The 15,883-nt window shown below is 70.6% G+C and carries 19 protein-coding genes; 13 read left to right on the top strand and 6 right to left on the bottom strand.

Annotated elements, in window-relative coordinates; all coding sequences use genetic code 11:
* Positions 1-13: 13 nt before the first annotated feature.
* The 10 genes from AC4OXY_RS26835 to AC4OXY_RS26790 all read left to right on the top strand — a co-directional run bounded on the left by AC4OXY_RS26835 (position 14) and on the right by AC4OXY_RS26790 (position 7,544).
* A complete protein-coding gene (locus AC4OXY_RS26835; protein ID WP_491991197.1) occupies positions 14-328 on the top strand; it encodes a hypothetical protein in 315 nt (104 codons plus the stop codon).
* Between the two features lie 193 nt (positions 329-521).
* Positions 522-956, top strand: a complete 435-nt coding sequence (locus AC4OXY_RS26830) for a DUF5994 family protein (RefSeq protein ID WP_491991196.1) — start codon at positions 522-524, stop codon at positions 954-956.
* Positions 957-1,044: 88 nt separating this feature from the next.
* On the top strand, positions 1,045-1,416 hold the full coding sequence (locus AC4OXY_RS26825) for an STAS domain-containing protein (RefSeq protein WP_356039780.1): 372 nt from the start codon (positions 1,045-1,047) through the stop codon (positions 1,414-1,416).
* 110 nt (positions 1,417-1,526) lie between these two features.
* Entirely contained in the window at positions 1,527-1,823 is a 297-nt protein-coding gene (locus tag AC4OXY_RS26820; RefSeq protein ID WP_491991195.1) for a DUF5994 family protein, read from the top strand.
* 200 nt (positions 1,824-2,023) lie between these two features.
* On the top strand, positions 2,024-2,362 hold the full coding sequence (locus tag AC4OXY_RS26815) for a MerR family transcriptional regulator (RefSeq protein WP_356039786.1): 339 nt from the start codon (positions 2,024-2,026) through the stop codon (positions 2,360-2,362).
* A gap of 232 nt (positions 2,363-2,594) precedes the next feature.
* On the top strand, positions 2,595-2,801 hold the full coding sequence (locus AC4OXY_RS26810) for a cold-shock protein (protein WP_020943091.1): 207 nt from the start codon (positions 2,595-2,597) through the stop codon (positions 2,799-2,801).
* A gap of 218 nt (positions 2,802-3,019) precedes the next feature.
* Entirely contained in the window at positions 3,020-4,498 is a 1,479-nt protein-coding gene (locus tag AC4OXY_RS26805) for a DEAD/DEAH box helicase (protein ID WP_356039789.1), read from the top strand.
* Positions 4,499-4,649: 151 nt separating this feature from the next.
* Positions 4,650-4,985, top strand: coding sequence for a CBS domain-containing protein (locus AC4OXY_RS26800; RefSeq protein WP_356039800.1), 336 nt, complete (start codon positions 4,650-4,652; stop codon positions 4,983-4,985).
* 34 nt (positions 4,986-5,019) lie between these two features.
* Positions 5,020-5,307 carry an SCO5918 family protein gene (locus AC4OXY_RS26795; protein ID WP_491991194.1) on the top strand — a complete coding sequence of 96 codons (288 nt, stop codon included), beginning with the start codon at positions 5,020-5,022 and terminating at the stop codon, positions 5,305-5,307.
* Between the two features lie 578 nt (positions 5,308-5,885).
* Positions 5,886-7,544, top strand: a complete 1,659-nt coding sequence (locus AC4OXY_RS26790) for an RICIN domain-containing protein (RefSeq protein ID WP_491991193.1) — start codon at positions 5,886-5,888, stop codon at positions 7,542-7,544.
* Between the two features lie 160 nt (positions 7,545-7,704).
* Here AC4OXY_RS26790 and AC4OXY_RS26785 read toward each other — a convergent pair whose 3' ends face one another.
* The 4 genes from AC4OXY_RS26785 to AC4OXY_RS26770 all read right to left on the bottom strand — a co-directional run bounded on the left by AC4OXY_RS26785 (position 7,705) and on the right by AC4OXY_RS26770 (position 11,938).
* Complete coding sequence (locus AC4OXY_RS26785; RefSeq protein ID WP_491991192.1) at positions 7,705-10,137, bottom strand: non-reducing end alpha-L-arabinofuranosidase family hydrolase; 2,433 nt, start codon at positions 10,135-10,137, stop codon at positions 7,705-7,707.
* A 147-nt stretch (positions 10,138-10,284) separates the two neighbouring features.
* The gene (locus AC4OXY_RS26780; protein ID WP_491991191.1) at positions 10,285-11,070 is read right to left on the bottom strand and encodes a hypothetical protein; all 786 of its coding nucleotides are present in this window, start codon (positions 11,068-11,070) and stop codon (positions 10,285-10,287) included.
* Entirely contained in the window at positions 11,067-11,597 is a 531-nt protein-coding gene (locus tag AC4OXY_RS26775) for a SigE family RNA polymerase sigma factor (RefSeq protein WP_376287989.1), read from the bottom strand. The genes AC4OXY_RS26780 and AC4OXY_RS26775 overlap by 4 nt, the downstream gene beginning before the upstream one ends.
* Before the next feature lie 206 nt (positions 11,598-11,803).
* The gene (locus tag AC4OXY_RS26770; protein ID WP_491991190.1) at positions 11,804-11,938 is read right to left on the bottom strand and encodes a hypothetical protein; all 135 of its coding nucleotides are present in this window, start codon (positions 11,936-11,938) and stop codon (positions 11,804-11,806) included.
* 347 nt (positions 11,939-12,285) lie between these two features.
* Here AC4OXY_RS26770 and AC4OXY_RS26765 point away from each other — a divergent pair, with 347 nt between their 5' ends.
* Together AC4OXY_RS26765 and AC4OXY_RS26760 are read left to right on the top strand one after the other, a co-directional pair.
* Positions 12,286-12,471: a hypothetical protein gene (locus AC4OXY_RS26765; RefSeq protein ID WP_356026215.1), complete on the top strand. Its 186-nt coding sequence runs from the start codon at positions 12,286-12,288 to the stop codon at positions 12,469-12,471.
* Positions 12,425-12,736 carry an AbfB domain-containing protein gene (locus AC4OXY_RS26760; protein WP_491994647.1) on the top strand — a complete coding sequence of 104 codons (312 nt, stop codon included), beginning with the start codon at positions 12,425-12,427 and terminating at the stop codon, positions 12,734-12,736. The genes AC4OXY_RS26765 and AC4OXY_RS26760 overlap by 47 nt, the downstream gene beginning before the upstream one ends.
* Before the next feature lie 86 nt (positions 12,737-12,822).
* Here AC4OXY_RS26760 and AC4OXY_RS26755 read toward each other — a convergent pair whose 3' ends face one another.
* Entirely contained in the window at positions 12,823-13,338 is a 516-nt protein-coding gene (locus tag AC4OXY_RS26755; RefSeq protein ID WP_491994646.1) for a hypothetical protein, read from the bottom strand.
* A 503-nt stretch (positions 13,339-13,841) separates the two neighbouring features.
* Between AC4OXY_RS26755 and AC4OXY_RS26750 the strand changes: the two genes are divergently transcribed.
* Positions 13,842-15,203 carry a S53 family peptidase gene (locus AC4OXY_RS26750; protein WP_491991189.1) on the top strand — a complete coding sequence of 454 codons (1,362 nt, stop codon included), beginning with the start codon at positions 13,842-13,844 and terminating at the stop codon, positions 15,201-15,203.
* Positions 15,204-15,503: 300 nt separating this feature from the next.
* Here AC4OXY_RS26750 and AC4OXY_RS26745 read toward each other — a convergent pair whose 3' ends face one another.
* Complete coding sequence (locus tag AC4OXY_RS26745; RefSeq protein WP_356026174.1) at positions 15,504-15,866, bottom strand: DUF1304 domain-containing protein; 363 nt, start codon at positions 15,864-15,866, stop codon at positions 15,504-15,506.
* Positions 15,867-15,883 lie beyond the last annotated feature (17 nt).

Genomic DNA, 15,883 nt, shown 5'->3' with positions numbered 1-15,883 from the left:
GAGAACGACAGCCATGACGAAACTCCGCGAACGCAAGAACATCCGGAAGACGATCCTGGAATCCCTGTACGGGGCCGTCGAACACAATCGCCCCGAGGTCAGCGGATCGGTGCTCCGTGCCGAGCTGGACCTGCCCGACGAGGACCTCTCCGCCGCGTGCGTCTACCTGGCGGACGAGGGCCTGATCAACGTGGAGTGGACCTCGCACCGGACCCCGGCCGCCGTCTCGCTGACACACGTCGGCGTCTGCCTGATGGAAGAGCTGGAGGAGGAGCAGGAGGAGCAGGACGACCGGGGGAGGACAGAGCGGTCGCAGTCGGGCGACTGACCCGGCCGCCTCTCGTCGGCCAGGAGTAGCCTGACCGTACCGAGAGCTCTTCGCGCAGCGCTTCCGGCGGTGCCGTTCCCGGCGAGTGACCAGACGGGCAGTCGCCCCACGGCTCCCGGGACGGGACCGCACGATGGAACCGAGCAGTACGCCGGCCGGAGGCGCGCCCGCGGCCGGCGCGCACACGTACCGTATGCCCCCGCCGCGCCTGGCCCTCACCCCGGAGGCCGGCCACGGCCCGCTGGACGGGGCCTGGTGGCCGCGCTGCGCCGCGCTGGAACTCGAACTGCCCTCGTTGGTCGGCTCGTTGGAGCCGGACCCGGACACCACGGTGCGGGTCACCGTGGACCCCGCCGAATGGCCCGACGCGCCGCACACGGTCATGTCACCCGGCCGGGAGATCGCCGTGGAGCCGGCCGGCGCCGGAAGTGCCGCGCACGTCATCACCCTGGACTGCGGCACCGTGGGGCGCTGGGTGCTGCTGGTCGTCCCGCCCGAGGCGCCCGCCGGAACAGCCGCCTGGCTGCTGGCCGCGGCAGCCGATCCCGAGAACCCGCTGACCGCCGGGCGCATGCTGACGCTCGCCGAGACCGGGCTCCTCGGGCGCACGACAGGGGAGACACCATGAGGCACGCCTCCCCGTGGGCACCTTGGGCAGCGAACGTCGGCCGGCCTCACGTGCCGTCCTCCGTGAGCCGTTGACCAGGCAGGGCGAAGTGCCCGAGCTCTTCGAGGAGTGCCGTATCGTCCGCGCCCACGGCGAGCTGGACGCGCAGACCGTGGCGCCGCTGGTCCGCGCCCTGGCCGAGGCCCGCGCCGCCCGGCCCGGACGGCTCCGCCTCATCGTGGACCTGAGCCGGGTGACTTTCTCCGACGGCAGCATCCTGGCGCCTCTGTGCGAGGCGTGGTCCGACTGCCGTGGCCGGGGCGGCTGGATACGCGTCGTCTACGACAACCACACAACCGACCTGGTCTTCCGCTGCACCGGTCTCCTCGACCGCTTCCCCGCCTACGCCAGCGCGCAGGACGCCTGGGAGGGCCGCACGGCCGGCACCGGCGCGCCACAGGCACCCGGACGGCACAGCTGACCGCGGCGATCCGGGCCACTGCGTCCTCCGCCTGCGCTCTCCCGGCGGCCGAGGCACACCGTGCGGCCGGGACCCGACGTACCGCGCCGAACCACTCGACAGGACACCTCATGACGAGCGACCGGCTACGGCCCCCGCCGCCCGCCCCGCCTCTCCTGCGCCTGTGCCTCGCGCCCGAGAGCACCGTGCCACGCCGTATCGACGGGGCCTGGTGGCCGCGCACCTTCGATCTCCCGGCGGAACTTCCGCCGCTGCTCTCCGGTCTGCCCCGTGTCTGGGGGCAGACCGTCGGCGTCCTGGCGAACGGCACGGCGGGGACCGGGGCACCGGGCCTCATCTCGTCCGCGGCCAGGTCGTCCGGCTGCGCGGGGCCACCACGGCGCACGCGCCGGGCACCGTCGTCCTGATGGCACCCGGCCAGGGGGGCAGGGGCCTGCTGGTCGTCCCGAGGGGATGTCTGTTACGGCGGGACCACATGTCCGTGCCCGCCGGAGTTAGGGTTGTCGCACGAGGCGGATGGCGCGAGGGCGGATGGCGCCGAATCCTTCGCAGCACGGGGTGCCACGCACGCCCGGGTCCCTCGCCGCGCCCCCGAAACGAAGGTGCCATGCCCGCTGAGAACACCCCTGTCGCCGGCAACCTCGACGACGACGACTATCCCGCCTACACCATGGGGCGGGCCGCCGATGTTCTCGGCACCACCCCCGCCTTCCTCCGGGCCGTCGGCGAAGCCGGGCTGATCACCCCGCTGCGTTCGGAAGGCGGCCACCGCCGGTACTCCCGCCGCCAGTTGCGCATCGCCGCCCGCGCCCGGGAACTGGTCGGCCAGGGCACCCCCGTCGAGGCCGCGTGCCGCATCATCACCCTGGAGGACCAGCTCGACGACGCCCTCCGGCTGAACCGGGAAATGCGCCGGAAGCTGGACGAGCCCGGTGCGGATACCTAGTCCCGCCGATATAGAAATGCACACTCCAGCGGGACGACAATTACCGGACCGGTCCGAAAACTCATGGCTGCTGCCACTCGCTCTGTGTTAACGTGATAGCTGTTGCGGTTTTGGTTGCCAGAGATTTTTTCTTTGCAGAGCTTTCCGGGATCTTTCCGGAGGTGTGATCATCGCGGCGACTCGGCTCCGCAAAGTGCGGAGTCCGACACTGCCCCTCCAAAGGAGATTCAATATGGCATCTGGCACCGTGAAGTGGTTCAACGCGGAAAAGGGCTTCGGCTTCATCGAGCAGGAGGGTGGCGGCGCTGACGTGTTCGCCCACTACTCGAACATCATCAGCAACGGTGGCTTCCGCGAGCTTCAGGAAGGCCAGAAGGTCAGCTTCGACGTCACGCAGGGCCAGAAGGGCCCGCAGGCCGAGAACATCGTTCCCGCCTGACGCTGACGCGAACCGTCGCGAGCCACTGGTTCGCGCATCATGTGGCTGGGGCCCGCGCTCTCGGGGTGCGGGCCCCAGCCCATTTCTTTTCTGCTCCCGCAAGGCCGTAAGGAACGTAAGGAACGTCAACCCAAGGTCTTCGGATTTCACTCGGCTCAGTCCTGTGATTCCTCCTCAAGGAATTCCTCGATACGTGCCGCATCGAGGAAGGCCCCGTCGTGGACCGAACCCGTTCCGCTCGTTCCAGTAGCTCCAGTCGTTCCAGCCGCTTCCGGGCGCAGGAACCGCACCGTCGAAATTCCGGTCCCGGCCCCCGGCACAAGAACGGTCAACGAGCACGCCCCACCGCACGCCGACAGGAGTTCGCCCTGCCGGTCACCCTCACCGAGCCGCTCCCCGCGGTCGAGTCGTTCGCCGAACTGGACATGCCCGTACGGCTGCTGGCCGCACTCCGCGCCGAGGGCGTGACCGTTCCCTTCCCGATCCAGGCGGCCACCCTGCCGAACGCGCTGGCGGGCCGGGACGTCCTGGGCCGGGGCCGGACGGGCTCGGGCAAGACGCTCGCCTTCGGCCTGCCGGTCCTGGCCCGCCTCGACGGGCAGCGGGCCCAGCCCAAACAGCCGCTCGCCCTCGTCCTCGTCCCCACCCGGGAACTGGCCCAGCAGGTCACCGACGCGCTCACCCCGTACGCCCGTGCGCTGCGCCTGCGGCTCGCCACCGTGGTGGGCGGCATGTCGATCGGCCGGCAGGCGAGTGCGCTGCGCGGCGGCGCCGAGGTCGTCGTCGCCACGCCCGGCCGCCTCAAGGACCTCATCGAGCGAGGAGCCTGCCGGCTGGACCAGGTCGCCGTCACCGTCCTGGACGAGGCCGACCAGATGGCCGACATGGGCTTCATGCCGCAGGTGACCGCGCTGCTCGGCCAAGTCCCCGCCCGCGGCCAGCGGTTGCTGTTCTCGGCCACCCTGGACCGCAACATCGACCTCCTGGTACGCCGCTACCTCCACGACCCCGTCGTGCACTCGGTCGACCCGTCCGCGGGAGCCGTCACCACCATGGAGCACCATCTGCTGCACGTGCGCGACGCCGACAAGGACACCGCCGCGACCGAGATCGCCGCCCGCGACGGGCGCGTGATCATGTTCCTGGACACCAAGCACGCGGTGGACCGGCTCGCCACGCACCTGCTGTCCGTCGGGGTGCGCGCCTCCGCCCTGCACGGCGGCAAGTCCCAGCAGCAGCGCAACCGGACGCTCGCCCAGTTCAAGGACGGCCACGTCACGGCGCTGGTGGCCACCAACGTCGCCGCCCGCGGCATCCACGTCGCGGGCCTCGACCTCGTCGTGAACGTCGACCCTCCCGGCGACCACAAGGACTACCTGCACCGCGGCGGCCGTACGGCACGCGCCGGCGAGTCCGGCACCGTCGTCACCCTCGTCCTGCCGCACCAGCGGCGCGCCGTGGACCGTCTGATGGCCGACGCCGGCATCACTCCGGGCACCGCCCGGATCCGTCCCGGCGAGGCCGAACTGCAGCGCATCACCGGCGCCCGGACCCCCTCCGGCACGCCCGTCACCCTCACCGCCCCGGTCGACGGACGAACCGGGGGCGGGCGCGAGGGCAAGGGATCCGCCGGCCGGAATCGCAGGGGCCGGGCCGCCGCCCGCGCCCGTCGCCCCGCCCCGGGGAACACCCCGTAGCCCCCGTACGGGGATGCACTCCCAGCAGTCAGGCAGATCCGTCGCCCGTCCCGCCCGCCCCGACGAAGAGGAGAAGCCCTTGACGCAGTACCCGTCCCGAACACAGCAGGCCGGCAGCGCCGACGGCGTCGGTCTGACCGCCTGCGACGCCATGCACGCTCCCGGGCCCCAGGTCGACGACCACATGACGGTCGACGTGGCCCTGTCCGTGCTCATCGGTGCCCGCGTCCCGCACCTGCTCCTCCGGGACGAGGACGGGCGGTGCGCGGGACTGGTCACCCGGGCCCAGCTCGCCGCGCACCGCGGCGGCTCGTGGTACAGCGACCGGACCCGGCTGCGGGACATCCCGCTCGACCGCGGACCGTTCACCTCGTCCGTCGCCGCACTCGGCGAGGCGGAGGCCGCCATGCGGGACCGGACCCTGGACGTGTCCCCCGTGATCGACGAACACGGCTACGCCCTGGGCATCCTCGCCCTCACGTCCTGAGCCATCACTCCCTGACCGCCCTGTGGAGGCATCCATGCGCTGTGTCATCGCCCGGTTCCCCTTCGACCTGACCAAGTTCGAGGTCGAGCAGTCGATGAGCGGCATCACTCCCGAACCCGCCACCGGCGTGTGCGTGACCATCGAACGCCGCGTCTACCCCGTGATGCAGGTCGGGGAAGTGATCACCAGGCAGAACCGCCGCGACTTCACCTCGGTCGAGATGCACCGGGCGCTGACGCGTCTCGGCTTCACCTGCCGCGAAGCGCGTCCGGTCACGCCGGACCGGGACGCGCGAGCCGACGAGCGTGCGTTCGACTGGTGACGTCTTCCAGTTGGACGGCAGCGGCGTCACGAAGGACCGACAGCACCTCGGCGGGTCTTGCCGGCGCCTCACACTGCCCATACCGATGACTCCGTGCCCTCCGCGCACCCTGAGTGGCAGGCAGGTTGTGGCCCAGCCGGCGGGAACGCGTCCGAGCGGTCGCGGGTTCTGCCTCACCGGCCCGGACGGCTCGGCAGCGGCACGTTCATGATCCTCGGGTTCCTGGACGGGCGGGCCTGGCTGGACACCCTCGACGCCGCCCTGACCGCGCTGCCGAACGTCATCCGGACCGGCCCCGGCGCCCTGAGCGCCCCGCTCCGCGGCGGCCGGGAGGCGGCGGGCCGGGCGGTCAGGGCGCAAAAAGAAATCTGTGGCTCTTCGCGGCAACCTTTTCGGCCTCTCGGACCACTCAGTGTTGTCCGGCCAAGTGGTCCGGTCAGATACGACGGCTGAAAGAGAGCACCGACATGTCCCTTGAACGAGAGCACAGACATGTCCCCAGCCCACCCACGTCATCGGTGGCGGCCCGCGCCGACGGCCACGCCCGCGGTGGTCGCCCGAAGCATCGTGGCCGTCGGTTGCTCGCGCGTCGGGGTTTCTGGGCGGGCCTCGTCATGGTGGTCGTGGCCGGCTCCGCCGTTGTGGTCAGCCAGGCTTCGGCCCAGCAAACCCTGGACCTGAAGAAGTGGTACGTGCTGGTCAACCGCAACAGCGGCAAGGTGCTGGACGACCGCGCCTACGCCACGAACGACGGCGCGGCGGTGGTGCAGTGGGCGCGCCACGGCGGGGCCAACCAGCAGTGGCGGTTCATCGACGCGGGTGACGGGTACTACCGGCTGCAGAACCGGAACTCCGGCAAGGTGCTGGACGACCTCGGCTGGTCGAAGACCGCCGGCTCCGCCCTCGTGCAGTGGAAAGACCTGAACGGCACCAACCAGCAGTTCAAACTGGCCAAGTCGCCGGACGGCTACGTGCGTTTGGTCAATCGCTTCAGTGGCATGGCCGTCGATGTCCACAACGCCGCCAAGGCCAACGGGGGCGACGTCGTCCAGAACCGCGACCGGGGCGGCGCCGATCAGCAGTGGCAACTCGTCCCGGCCGGGAGCGTCGGCACGCAGCCGTCGTCGGCGCCGTCTCCGGCGGCCGGTGGCGGCAGTTCGACGACACGTTTCATGGGCAGCAGCACGGTGCTCGTCGGCGGCTCGATGTCCGACGCCTCGGCGGCCGCCGCACCGTTCGACGTGCGCTACGCCTACGTGCACAGCCAGCCCGCGCCCTCGTCGGACTACTACTCGGCAGCCCGCTGCCACGACGGGTGGTCGGGCTGGTGGGGCTGCTGGACCGGCAGCACCACGGCGCCCGGCACCTACGTGACCTATCGGGACACCGTGGCGGCCCAGGCGACGTACAAGGGCAGCCCGCGTCCGCAGAAGATGCTCTGGACCTGGTACTCCTTGCGCGACCTCGGGGATGCGGCAGGCCAGGGCGACGGTCCGGGCGAGGTCAAGGCCATCAACCGGACCGACCTGCTCACCCGGTACCTGAACGACTACCGCTTCTTCCTCCAGAAGATCGGCACGTCGCACGACGCGATCGACCTCGAACCCGACTTCTGGGGCTACGTCCGCTCGCTCGGCAATCCGCACCAGGTTCCCGCGCAGGTCACGGCCTCGAATCCGACGGACTGCGGATCGCAGGAGAACAGCGCCACCGGCCTGGCCCAGTGCCTGATCTCGATGGCGCACACGTACGCGCCGAACACCGCCGTGGGGCTGCACCTTTCCTGCTTCGACTGGCAGACCAACACCCAGGCATGCGTCAAGGACTACGCGAACCTCGGGGCGAAGAACGCCGACTTCCTGGTCACCGATGTGTCGGACCGCGACGCGGGCTGGTACGCACAGCCGGCCCACGGCGGCAGTGACCACTTCTGGACCGACCAGAAGGCCGCCGCCGCGCTGAACTTCTACAAGACGATGGCCGAGTCCGTGGGCAAGCCGGTGGTCCTCTGGCAGATCCCCGTGGGCAACATGGCGCAGAACAACACCCTCAACCATTACAAGGACGACAAGGTGGACTGGTTCTTCGGACACATGGACCAGGTGGCGAACGCCCATGTCGCCGGGCTGCTGTTCGGTCCAGGGCAGCAGGAACAGACCACGGCCGAGACCGACGGCGGAAACCTGATCAACAAGACGATCGCCTACCACAACTCGGGCGGTACAGCGCTCAAGTAGGCGGAGGTACGAATGCGCCCCCATCTCTTCGATGGGGGCGCATTTCGTCATCTTCGTCGGGCTGCGGACCTCTCGGCCAGGCGCCGGCGCCCACGCCGTAGACCGCTCGTCTACGCGCCGGCGCACCGCACCCGATCGCGATCACCGTGGATCAGGCGGGTCAGCGCTGCAGGGTGAGGAGACCCGGCCGCCAGGGCAGTCGGTCGTAGGGGCCGCTCGCGGTGGGTGACTTGCCCTGGTAGAGGAGCTGCAGGTGGCAGGGGTCGACGGTCATGGTCTGGTCGGGGTTGTTGCGGACCAGGTCACCGTGGCTGATGTCGTTGGTCCAGGTGGCACCGCTGTTGGCCTTGCCGGCGAAGGGGTTGCTCTCGCCGGCGGCCTGCGGGGTCCAGGAACCACTCAGGCTGGTGGCGGTGAACGAGCGGAAGTACCGCTGCTCGTTCGCGCCCCGAGCCTCGACGATCATGAGGTATTGGTTCTGGCCCTGCACCTTGTAGACCTGCGGCGCCTCGAACAGGTTCTTCACCGTGTCGCTCATGACCGTCGTGTACGACGAGCCGAAGCTGCCCGGGAAGTTCCCGATCGGCATGCTCGCCCGGTAGATCTTGCCGTTGTCACCGGCGAAGAACAGGTACATGTTCTGGTCGTCGGCGATCAGGGTCTGGTCGATCGGGGCGGCGCCGGGGATGCTGCCGGTGAACAGCGTCTGCGGCGCGGACCAGCCGTCGGGGTTGGTGGGGTCGCTCGACGTACGGTAGACGAAGGGCGACGCACCCCACTGGGACGCCAGCACCCAGATCTTCTTGGGCGCGAAGTAGAACAGCGTGGGCGCCACCGCGGACTGGCGCATCCCGGTCTGGCCGGCCGACGCCATGTCCGACCAGTTCGTGAAGGGCTTGAACATCATCGAGCCGTACGACGAGCCCGACACGCTCGACGCGTACACCAGGTGCTTGCCGTTGTACACCACGTCGGTGAAGTCCTTCACCGCGTCCCACCCGTTCGCCGGCTGCGCCAGCGCACCCGTCGACGTCCACCGGTATGTCGACGGAAGAGCACACGTGCTGCCCGTCGGCGCGGGCGTTGACGGGGTCGACGCCCTGAAGTTCCAGTGCTGGTTGGCGCCGCCGCCCGAGTCCCGGATCTGGACGGGAGTGCCGTTGGCGGTCTGGCCACCGGGGATCTCCAGCGCGCGGCCGCTGGCGACGTTGGTCAGCGTGTAGGACCCGTCGCCGTTCCGGCCGGCCCGCCAGTGCTGGTTGGCGCCGCCGCCCGAGTCCCAGACCTGCGTCCTCGTCCCGTTGCCCGTCTGGTTGCCCGGCTCGTCCAGTACCCGGCCGCTGGCGACGTTGGTCAGCGTGTAGGAGCCGTCGCTGTTCCGGCCGGCCCGCCACTGCTGGTTGGAGGCACCGCTGGCGTCCCACACCTGGAGCGGGGTGCCATTGCCGTTGTATCCCGCGGGCTCGTCGAGAACGCGTCCGGCGGCCACGTCGGAGAGCGTGTAGACCGTGCCGGAGGTGATGCCCCCGCCCGGCGTGCTGCCACTGGTGCCGCCCAGGGCGGTGAGTACCGCGCTGTAGGCGGGCTTCTTGTTGCCGCTCCCGTCGAACAGCAGCGGGTTCTCACCGGTGCGCCAGGAGTCGCTGTCGCGGATGCCCCACACCGTGATGCCCGTGCAGCGGGCGACGTTCATGCACGCCTTGACGGCGTTGGTGTACGCGGCGGCGGACGCCTGGGCGATGTCGAGCTCGGTGATCTGGACGTCCACGCCGAGCGCGGCGAACTTGGACAGAGTGGTCTGGAAGCCGGCCGGCGGGCCGCCGGCGCCGAAGTGGCTCTGGAAACCGACGCAGTCGATGGGCACGCCGCGGGACTTGAAGTCCTTGACCATCGCGTAGACGCCCTGCGTCTTGGCGTCGGTCCAGTTCTCGATGTTGTAGTCGTTGTAGCAGAGCTTGGCCGAGGGGTCGGCGGCCCGGGCCGTGCGGAACGCCTCCTCGATGAAGCCGTTGCCCAGCACGTCCTGGAAGACCGAGCTGCGGTGCTGACCGCTGCCGCCGTCGGCGAACGCCTCGTTGACCACGTCCCAGGCGTAGATCTTGCCCTTGTAGTGGGTCATCTCGGTGGTGATGTGGTGGTCCATCACGCTGCGCAGGGTGTTGGCGTCGGTGATGGACTTGACCCAGCCGGGCAGTTGGGAGTGCCAGACCAGGGTGTGGCCACGCATGCGCTGCCCGTGCCCGGTGGCGTGGCCGACGATCGAGTCGGCGGGGGCGAAGTTGAACGACCCGCGGGAGGGTTCGGTGGTGTCCCACTTCATCTCGTTCTCCGGGGTGATCATGTTGAATTCCCGGTCGAGAACGCTGGAGTACGTCGAGTCGCCGAGCCTGCCCGAGGACACTGCCGTACCGAAGTAGCGGCCACTGCCGGCCGCCGCACCGGCCAGGGTCGGCGTGCGGGCGTTCGGCGTGTGTGCGGCCTGGGCGACCAGGGGTACGGCAGCACCCGCGGCGGCGAGGACCACGGCGGCGGCGAGCACGCGGCGGGTAGCCGGACGGCGGCGATGGGAGCGGTTCTGATCTGACAACGGCATGCCCTTCTGGCACAACGGGCCTTGATCCGGCCTTGGTTACCCGCCAGTTGCCGCCACGCACACAAAGGTTGCCGCGATCGGGGGAAGAATTTTCACGGCATCGAGCGGTGCGGCAGGGGGACTCGTCCCCCTGCCGCACCGCGGCGTTCACCGGGTCGGGACGAACCCTCCCCGGACCGACGCGGGGCCGCCCGAACCCTGCGCGTCGACGCGGTAGCCGTCGCCCGCGGCACTGCGCACGCCGGTGGCGTGGTTGAACTGGGCGGCGAATTCATAGCTCCCGGCCGGCACGGTCAGGCCCGGCTTGAGGACCCAGCGGTAGACCAGCGTGCCGTCGGCCTCCTGGGCGGTGACGGTGAAGTCAGTGCTCGGCAGGGTCTGCCAGGTGCCGGTGATCTTCACCCCGCCGCTCTGCGCGATCCGCATCTCGATCGTGAGCGAGGTGAGCGGCTGGGTCGTCTTGAGGGCGAGGTTGCTCTGCGTCCAGTAGACGGTGCTGTGCGGGTCCACCGAGCCGGCCGACCACAGCGGCCCGTTCTGGCTCTCGCCGGCGGTCGGCGACGGGCTGGTGGCCGGCGGAGTCGGGCGGGCGCTGCCCGGGGTGGTGGCCGGGGCCGGCGCGACAGGGGCGGGACGGCCCGATGCCGGGTGCGGGGAACTGACGGTCGGGGACGGGGTGGCAGGCGTGGTCACGGTGGCCGACGGCGACGAGTGCGCGACGATGGCGGCGACGGCGAGGCCGCCGGTCGCCAGGATGCCGGTGGCGGCGAGCCCGGCGAGCGCGACCCTGGTCCCGGACCTCGCGAACGGCCGCGCGCGGTGACGGACGGCGGGACCGGCCATGCCGCGTTGAACCTGGGCCAGCATCCTCGCACGGTCGGGCCGGTGGGCCTCGGCGGCCTCGCGCAGCCGACGGGCGATCTCCTCGTTCACCGGTTCCTCCTCCCTGCCACCAGGTCCCCGACCGCTCGCGCGCCAAGAATCCTTTCCAGCTCGGCCATTCCCTTCGAGGTCTGGCTCTTCACCGTACCGACCGATATGCCCAGCGCCACCGCCGTGTCCTTCTCCGACAGGTCGAAGGCGTGCCGCAGCACCACACAGGCGCGCTTGCGGAACGGCAGCCGGGCGAGCGCCGCGCGGACGTCCAGCACGGCCGCCATGTCCGGCCCCTCCACCTTCTCGGGGCTGCGGGACCAGAACAGCGTGATCCGGCGTCGCTCGCGCACCGCGCTGCGGATCCGTCCGCGCGCCAGGTTGGCCACCACACCGCGGGCGTAGGCGAGCGGGTGGTCGGCCTGCCGCAACCGGTCCCAGCGCTGCCACAGGGCGACCAGGGCGTCCGCCGCGAGGTCGTCCGCCGCGTCGGTCTCGCCGGTCAGGAGGTGTGCCAGACGGGCGAGTTCGGCATAGTGGCGTTCGAAGAATTCGTGGAACTCCGCGGACGCGTCATCGAGGAGCATCCCCCGCCCTCTCCTGACAATGATGTGCGCGTTAGTTGCGCGTTTAACAATGGGGGCGCAGCCTAACAGTGCCCAGCCCGGGATTCGAACAGCGGTCGTGCTCGGTTGCGGGCCGGTGAAGGCTGACCGGCGGGCTGGTCAATGCCGGGCGAACTGGACGCAGGTCGGCTGCGCGCGGTCCGGCCGCACGGCGATGCCGCCGACGGTCAGCCGCTCCCGTAGATGTCGGTGATCCTGAGCGGCCCGCCGCAGCCGGTGCCATCGGCGGACAGGAAGTAGTGGTATTCGGTGCAGGACAGCCGCCGCCGGCCGCCGGCGGCCCGCACCTCCAGCGCGGCCACCGGGTTCCGGTGGCCGGCCCACCGGCAGGTCGGCGAGCTCGGCGAACGCCTGTCGACTGAGGTCGAGTTGCCCGCCCCGTACCGGTTCCGCTCCCGGTGAGGACGGTCAGGGCCGGGCACGCCGGCACATCGACGACCAGCAGCCCCAAGGGAATGCCCGTGACCAGTCCGCGCCTGCGCCGCCGTTGCGGCGCGGGTTGCGGCGCGGCGTGCTTCCTTGCCCTCATGCCCGTCCATCCGGTAGTTCGACTCGGCCTTCCGGCTCCCAGTCGCCGCAGGAGCCGAGAAGGTTGCCGCCCCGACGCCGATTTCCCGGCGACCGGTGCACGGCACGAAAGGGATCTTCAGTGCAGTCACTCCCCTCGCTGCCCACGGCCGCCCGGATCCGGGCGTCCTCCTACTCGGTACCGGCCCTGCTCGGTACCGGCCCTGCTCGCCCGCTTCGGGAGGCCCGGCTGCCGTGGCCGGGAGGTCGCCGCATCGGCCATCGGCGGACGGCGAAGCCGAGGAGCGCCGCGATGGTCATGGCCTGACGCACGACACCCATCCCACCCCGGTCGCCGCTCGTTCCTGCTCTCGCCGACCCGGGCTGCTACTCGCTCATGGACGCCGCGGAAGGACGCCACCTTCTGCGCCCGCTCCGGCTCCGCCGACGGGTCGCTCTCCCTGGAGTCGTACAACTGCCCGGGCCGCCACCTCCGTCACCGGGACAACCCCGAGCTCCGGCTCGACCTCTCCGAGAGCAGCGCCGCGTACCGGGCCGGCCGCTCCTTCGCCGTCGTCGCACCCCGTACCTGACCGTAGGCCGGGCCGGAATACTCCGCCCATGGCACCGCGGTCTTCCGGCAACCCGCGCGTCGGCGAAGCAGAAACCACCGAGGGTCTCAGGCCAGCTTGCGGATCACCGGGGTAAGCCATCGGCGGTACGCCGCCGTGTCCTCCCGCAGAGCCCGGCTCACCACCACACGCTTCTCCGAGACACACCAGCCGACCGCGCCGGCGACTGGCAACTCCAACACGTGCAGCTCGAACGGGCGGGCCTTGCGCCCCAACTCCGTCTCCACCGCACGGACGAGGTCTCCTTCATGGCCACGGCGACCACCGCGCATCATGGCCTCCGCGTACTCGCGGCCCCGGGCAGAACTCCACCGCACGGCGTCATCGAAGCACTCGCGCACCAGCACCCCGAGTTCCTCGCCGTCCCCGAACCTGGACTCCGGCGCAGGGAACCCGCGATCGGGCCCCTCGTGCCGCGTCAATGCGCGATCCCACCATCGAGCCCACTGCGCCGACGCCTCCGGGACCGCGAGAGGCACGAGGCTCGCCCGCGTCTCGACCGCCGGCACCAGCGGCGGCACGTCGATGCCGGCGCGCGGACGCAGACCAGCCGCGTCCCGCACGAACAACCCGATCACGAGCTCCTGCGAGGTCCCGCTTCGGACCTGCCAGCTGGGCGACCCTGCATATCGCATGACGGACATCCTCCGCCGCTGACGCCGCCCAGACCAGCGGATCCGGTCGGGCAGCCCGAGGGTGGGACTCCCCCGGGGCACCCGTCCACCCCGCTGACGCAAACGAACTCGCCACGCGGACACCCTCGGGCACGCCTCGGCCCCCGGTAACACAAACGGACTCGGGCGCGCTGGTTAACGCGCGTAGCGCGGGCCCGCACGCATGCCGTGCGCAGGGTCAAGTTTCAGCCAGACAACACCCATCCCCCACCCATTGATCAGTAAGCGCCCAACCCCCTTGAGCAATGCGGCGGTCAGGATTCCGCAAGGCTTCTTGTTGTTGCGTACTCAACAAAGCGATGGTCGTCGCGGGCCGCCGCCCCCACCGGTCACCCCATCGGTGGACCCCCACACCCGCAGGCCTCTGTCCACCACTTCCAGGAGGCTGTACCTTGCGTACGACCACCCCCAGCTCCCCCCACATACGCGGCAGATGGCGCCGCGTGGGCTCGGCGGCAGCGGCCACCGCCGCGCTCGTCATCGCCGGACTCGGCACCGCCGGCCACGCAAGCGCAGCCACCGCCACCACGAGCCACAAGGTGAGCTCCAAGGCGATCGCCGCCCAGGTCGCCAAGGCCCACGTGCAGTACACACGGGCATGCGGCGCCACCCCGAAGAAGGGCTACGCCGCCTGCAACGCCCTGCGCGTCACCGGCGGCACCACCGCCTTCATGGAGAAGCAGGCCGCCCTGAAGGGCATCACGCCCAAGACCATCAGGCCGAACGCCGCCTCCGATTCCCCCACCGGATTCGGCCCGTCGGACCTCCAGTCCGCCTACGGCCTGACCTCCGCGGCCTCCGCCAACGGCTCGGGCGAGACCGTCGCCATCGTCGACGCCTTCGACGACCCGAACGCCGAGTCGGACCTCGCGACCTACCGCTCGCAGTACGGCCTGCCGGCCTGCACCAGCGACAGCGGCTGCTTCAGCAAGGTCGGCCAGGACGGCTCGTCGTCCAACCTCCCCACCGCCGACAGCGGCTGGGCCGGCGAGATCTCCCTTGACCTCGACATGGTCAGCGCGGTCTGCCCGAACTGCAACATCCTCCTCGTCGAGGCCAAGTCGGCGTCCGAAGCCGACCTCGGCACCGCGGTGAACGAGGCCGTCTCCCTCGGCGCGAAGTTCGTCTCCAACAGCTACGGCGGCTCGGAGTCCTCCTCCGACACGACGTACGACTCCTCGTACTACAACCACCCGGGCGTCGCCATCACCGCCAGCGCGGGTGACAGCGCCTACGGCGCCGAGTACCCGGCCGCCTCGCAGTACGTGACCGCCGTCGGCGGCACCGCCCTCAAGACCGCCTCCAACAGCCGCGGCTGGACCGAGTCCGTCTGGCACACCTCCAGCACCGAGGGCACCGGCTCCGGCTGCTCCGCCAACGACCCCAAGCCCAGCTGGCAGACCGACAGCGGCTGCTCCACCCGCATGATCGCCGACGTGTCCGCCGTGGCCGACCCCGCCACCGGCGTCTCGGTCTACGACACCTACCAGGCGAGCGGCTGGAACACCTACGGCGGCACCAGCGCCTCCTCGCCGATCATCGCCTCGGTCTACGCCCTCGCCGGCACCCCGGGCAGCAGTGACTACCCGGCGCAGTACCCGTACGCCAAGGCCGGCACCGCCGCCCTCAACGACGTGACCAGCGGCAGCAACGGCTCCTGCTCCACGTCGTACTTCTGCACCGCAGGGCCCGGCTACGACGGCCCGACCGGCTGGGGCACCCCGGAAGGCACGTCCGCCTTCAGCGCGAGCTGAGTGACACCAGCACACATCACGCATGCAAGGACCGCCCCGTCGGGTCACGGGGAGCCGCCGGCGTGAGGGGGACGTGGGGTCTCCTCGGCGGCACGGAGAAGGAAAACGGGCCACGGCAGCCGGCCGCGGCCCGTTTTCCCTGTACTGCTTCGGTTCGGCTCGGGTTGAGGGACGCTGATCGCCACCGCCGACGCCCTGCTGGCCATCGCCGCCGGCTGCGTGCTGGTACGTCGCGTACGCCGCAGCAGGACTTCCCACCACTGACAGTTCCGTCGGCCCCGTTCGACTTGCCGGCGACACTCAGCGGGCGGCCAGCACCAGCGCCAGTCCGATCAGCGCGGGAACAGTCTGCACGAAGACGATCTTTCGGCTGGCCGTGGCGCCACCGTACGCGCCGGCCACGGCCACGCACACCAGGAAGAACACCTTCACCTGGAAACCCACCGGATCGGATGCCACCGCACCCCACACCAGACCGGCGGCGAGGAAGCCGTTGTACAGCCCTTGATTGGCCGCGAGTGCCTTCGTCCCGGAGGCGAACTCGGCACTGGTCCCGAAGGCTGCCCGAGCCCTGGGGCCGGTCCACAGGAACATCTCCAGGACCAGGATGTAGACGTGCAGAGCGGCGATGAGCAGTACCACGGCGGTTGCAATGATTGACATGAGGAACAGGTTCACAC

This window comes from Streptomyces sp. HUAS MG56 (genome assembly GCF_058673395.1).
Note: the sequence above shows the minus strand (reverse complement) of the source record. Positions and strands in the feature narration are given on the sequence as shown.

What these genes read in the sequence shown, in the direction of transcription:
- AC4OXY_RS26745 (WP_356026174.1), bottom strand. Translation starts at nt 15,866, where the DNA reads ATGTCAATCATTGCAACCGCCGTGGTACTGCTCATCGCCGCTCTGCAC.
- AC4OXY_RS26795 (WP_491991194.1), top strand. Translation starts at nt 5,020, where the DNA reads ATGCGCTGTGTCATCGCCCGGTTCCCCTTCGACCTGACCAAGTTCGAG.
- AC4OXY_RS26815 (WP_356039786.1), top strand. Translation starts at nt 2,024, where the DNA reads ATGCCCGCTGAGAACACCCCTGTCGCCGGCAACCTCGACGACGACGAC.
- AC4OXY_RS26785 (WP_491991192.1), bottom strand. Translation starts at nt 10,137, where the DNA reads ATGCCGTTGTCAGATCAGAACCGCTCCCATCGCCGCCGTCCGGCTACC.
- AC4OXY_RS26775 (WP_376287989.1), bottom strand. Translation starts at nt 11,597, where the DNA reads ATGCTCCTCGATGACGCGTCCGCGGAGTTCCACGAATTCTTCGAACGC.
- AC4OXY_RS26830 (WP_491991196.1), top strand. Translation starts at nt 522, where the DNA reads ATGCCCCCGCCGCGCCTGGCCCTCACCCCGGAGGCCGGCCACGGCCCG.
- AC4OXY_RS26810 (WP_020943091.1), top strand. Translation starts at nt 2,595, where the DNA reads ATGGCATCTGGCACCGTGAAGTGGTTCAACGCGGAAAAGGGCTTCGGC.
- AC4OXY_RS26800 (WP_356039800.1), top strand. Translation starts at nt 4,650, where the DNA reads ATGCACGCTCCCGGGCCCCAGGTCGACGACCACATGACGGTCGACGTG.
- AC4OXY_RS26820 (WP_491991195.1), top strand. Translation starts at nt 1,527, where the DNA reads ATGACGAGCGACCGGCTACGGCCCCCGCCGCCCGCCCCGCCTCTCCTG.
- AC4OXY_RS26835 (WP_491991197.1), top strand. Translation starts at nt 14, where the DNA reads ATGACGAAACTCCGCGAACGCAAGAACATCCGGAAGACGATCCTGGAA.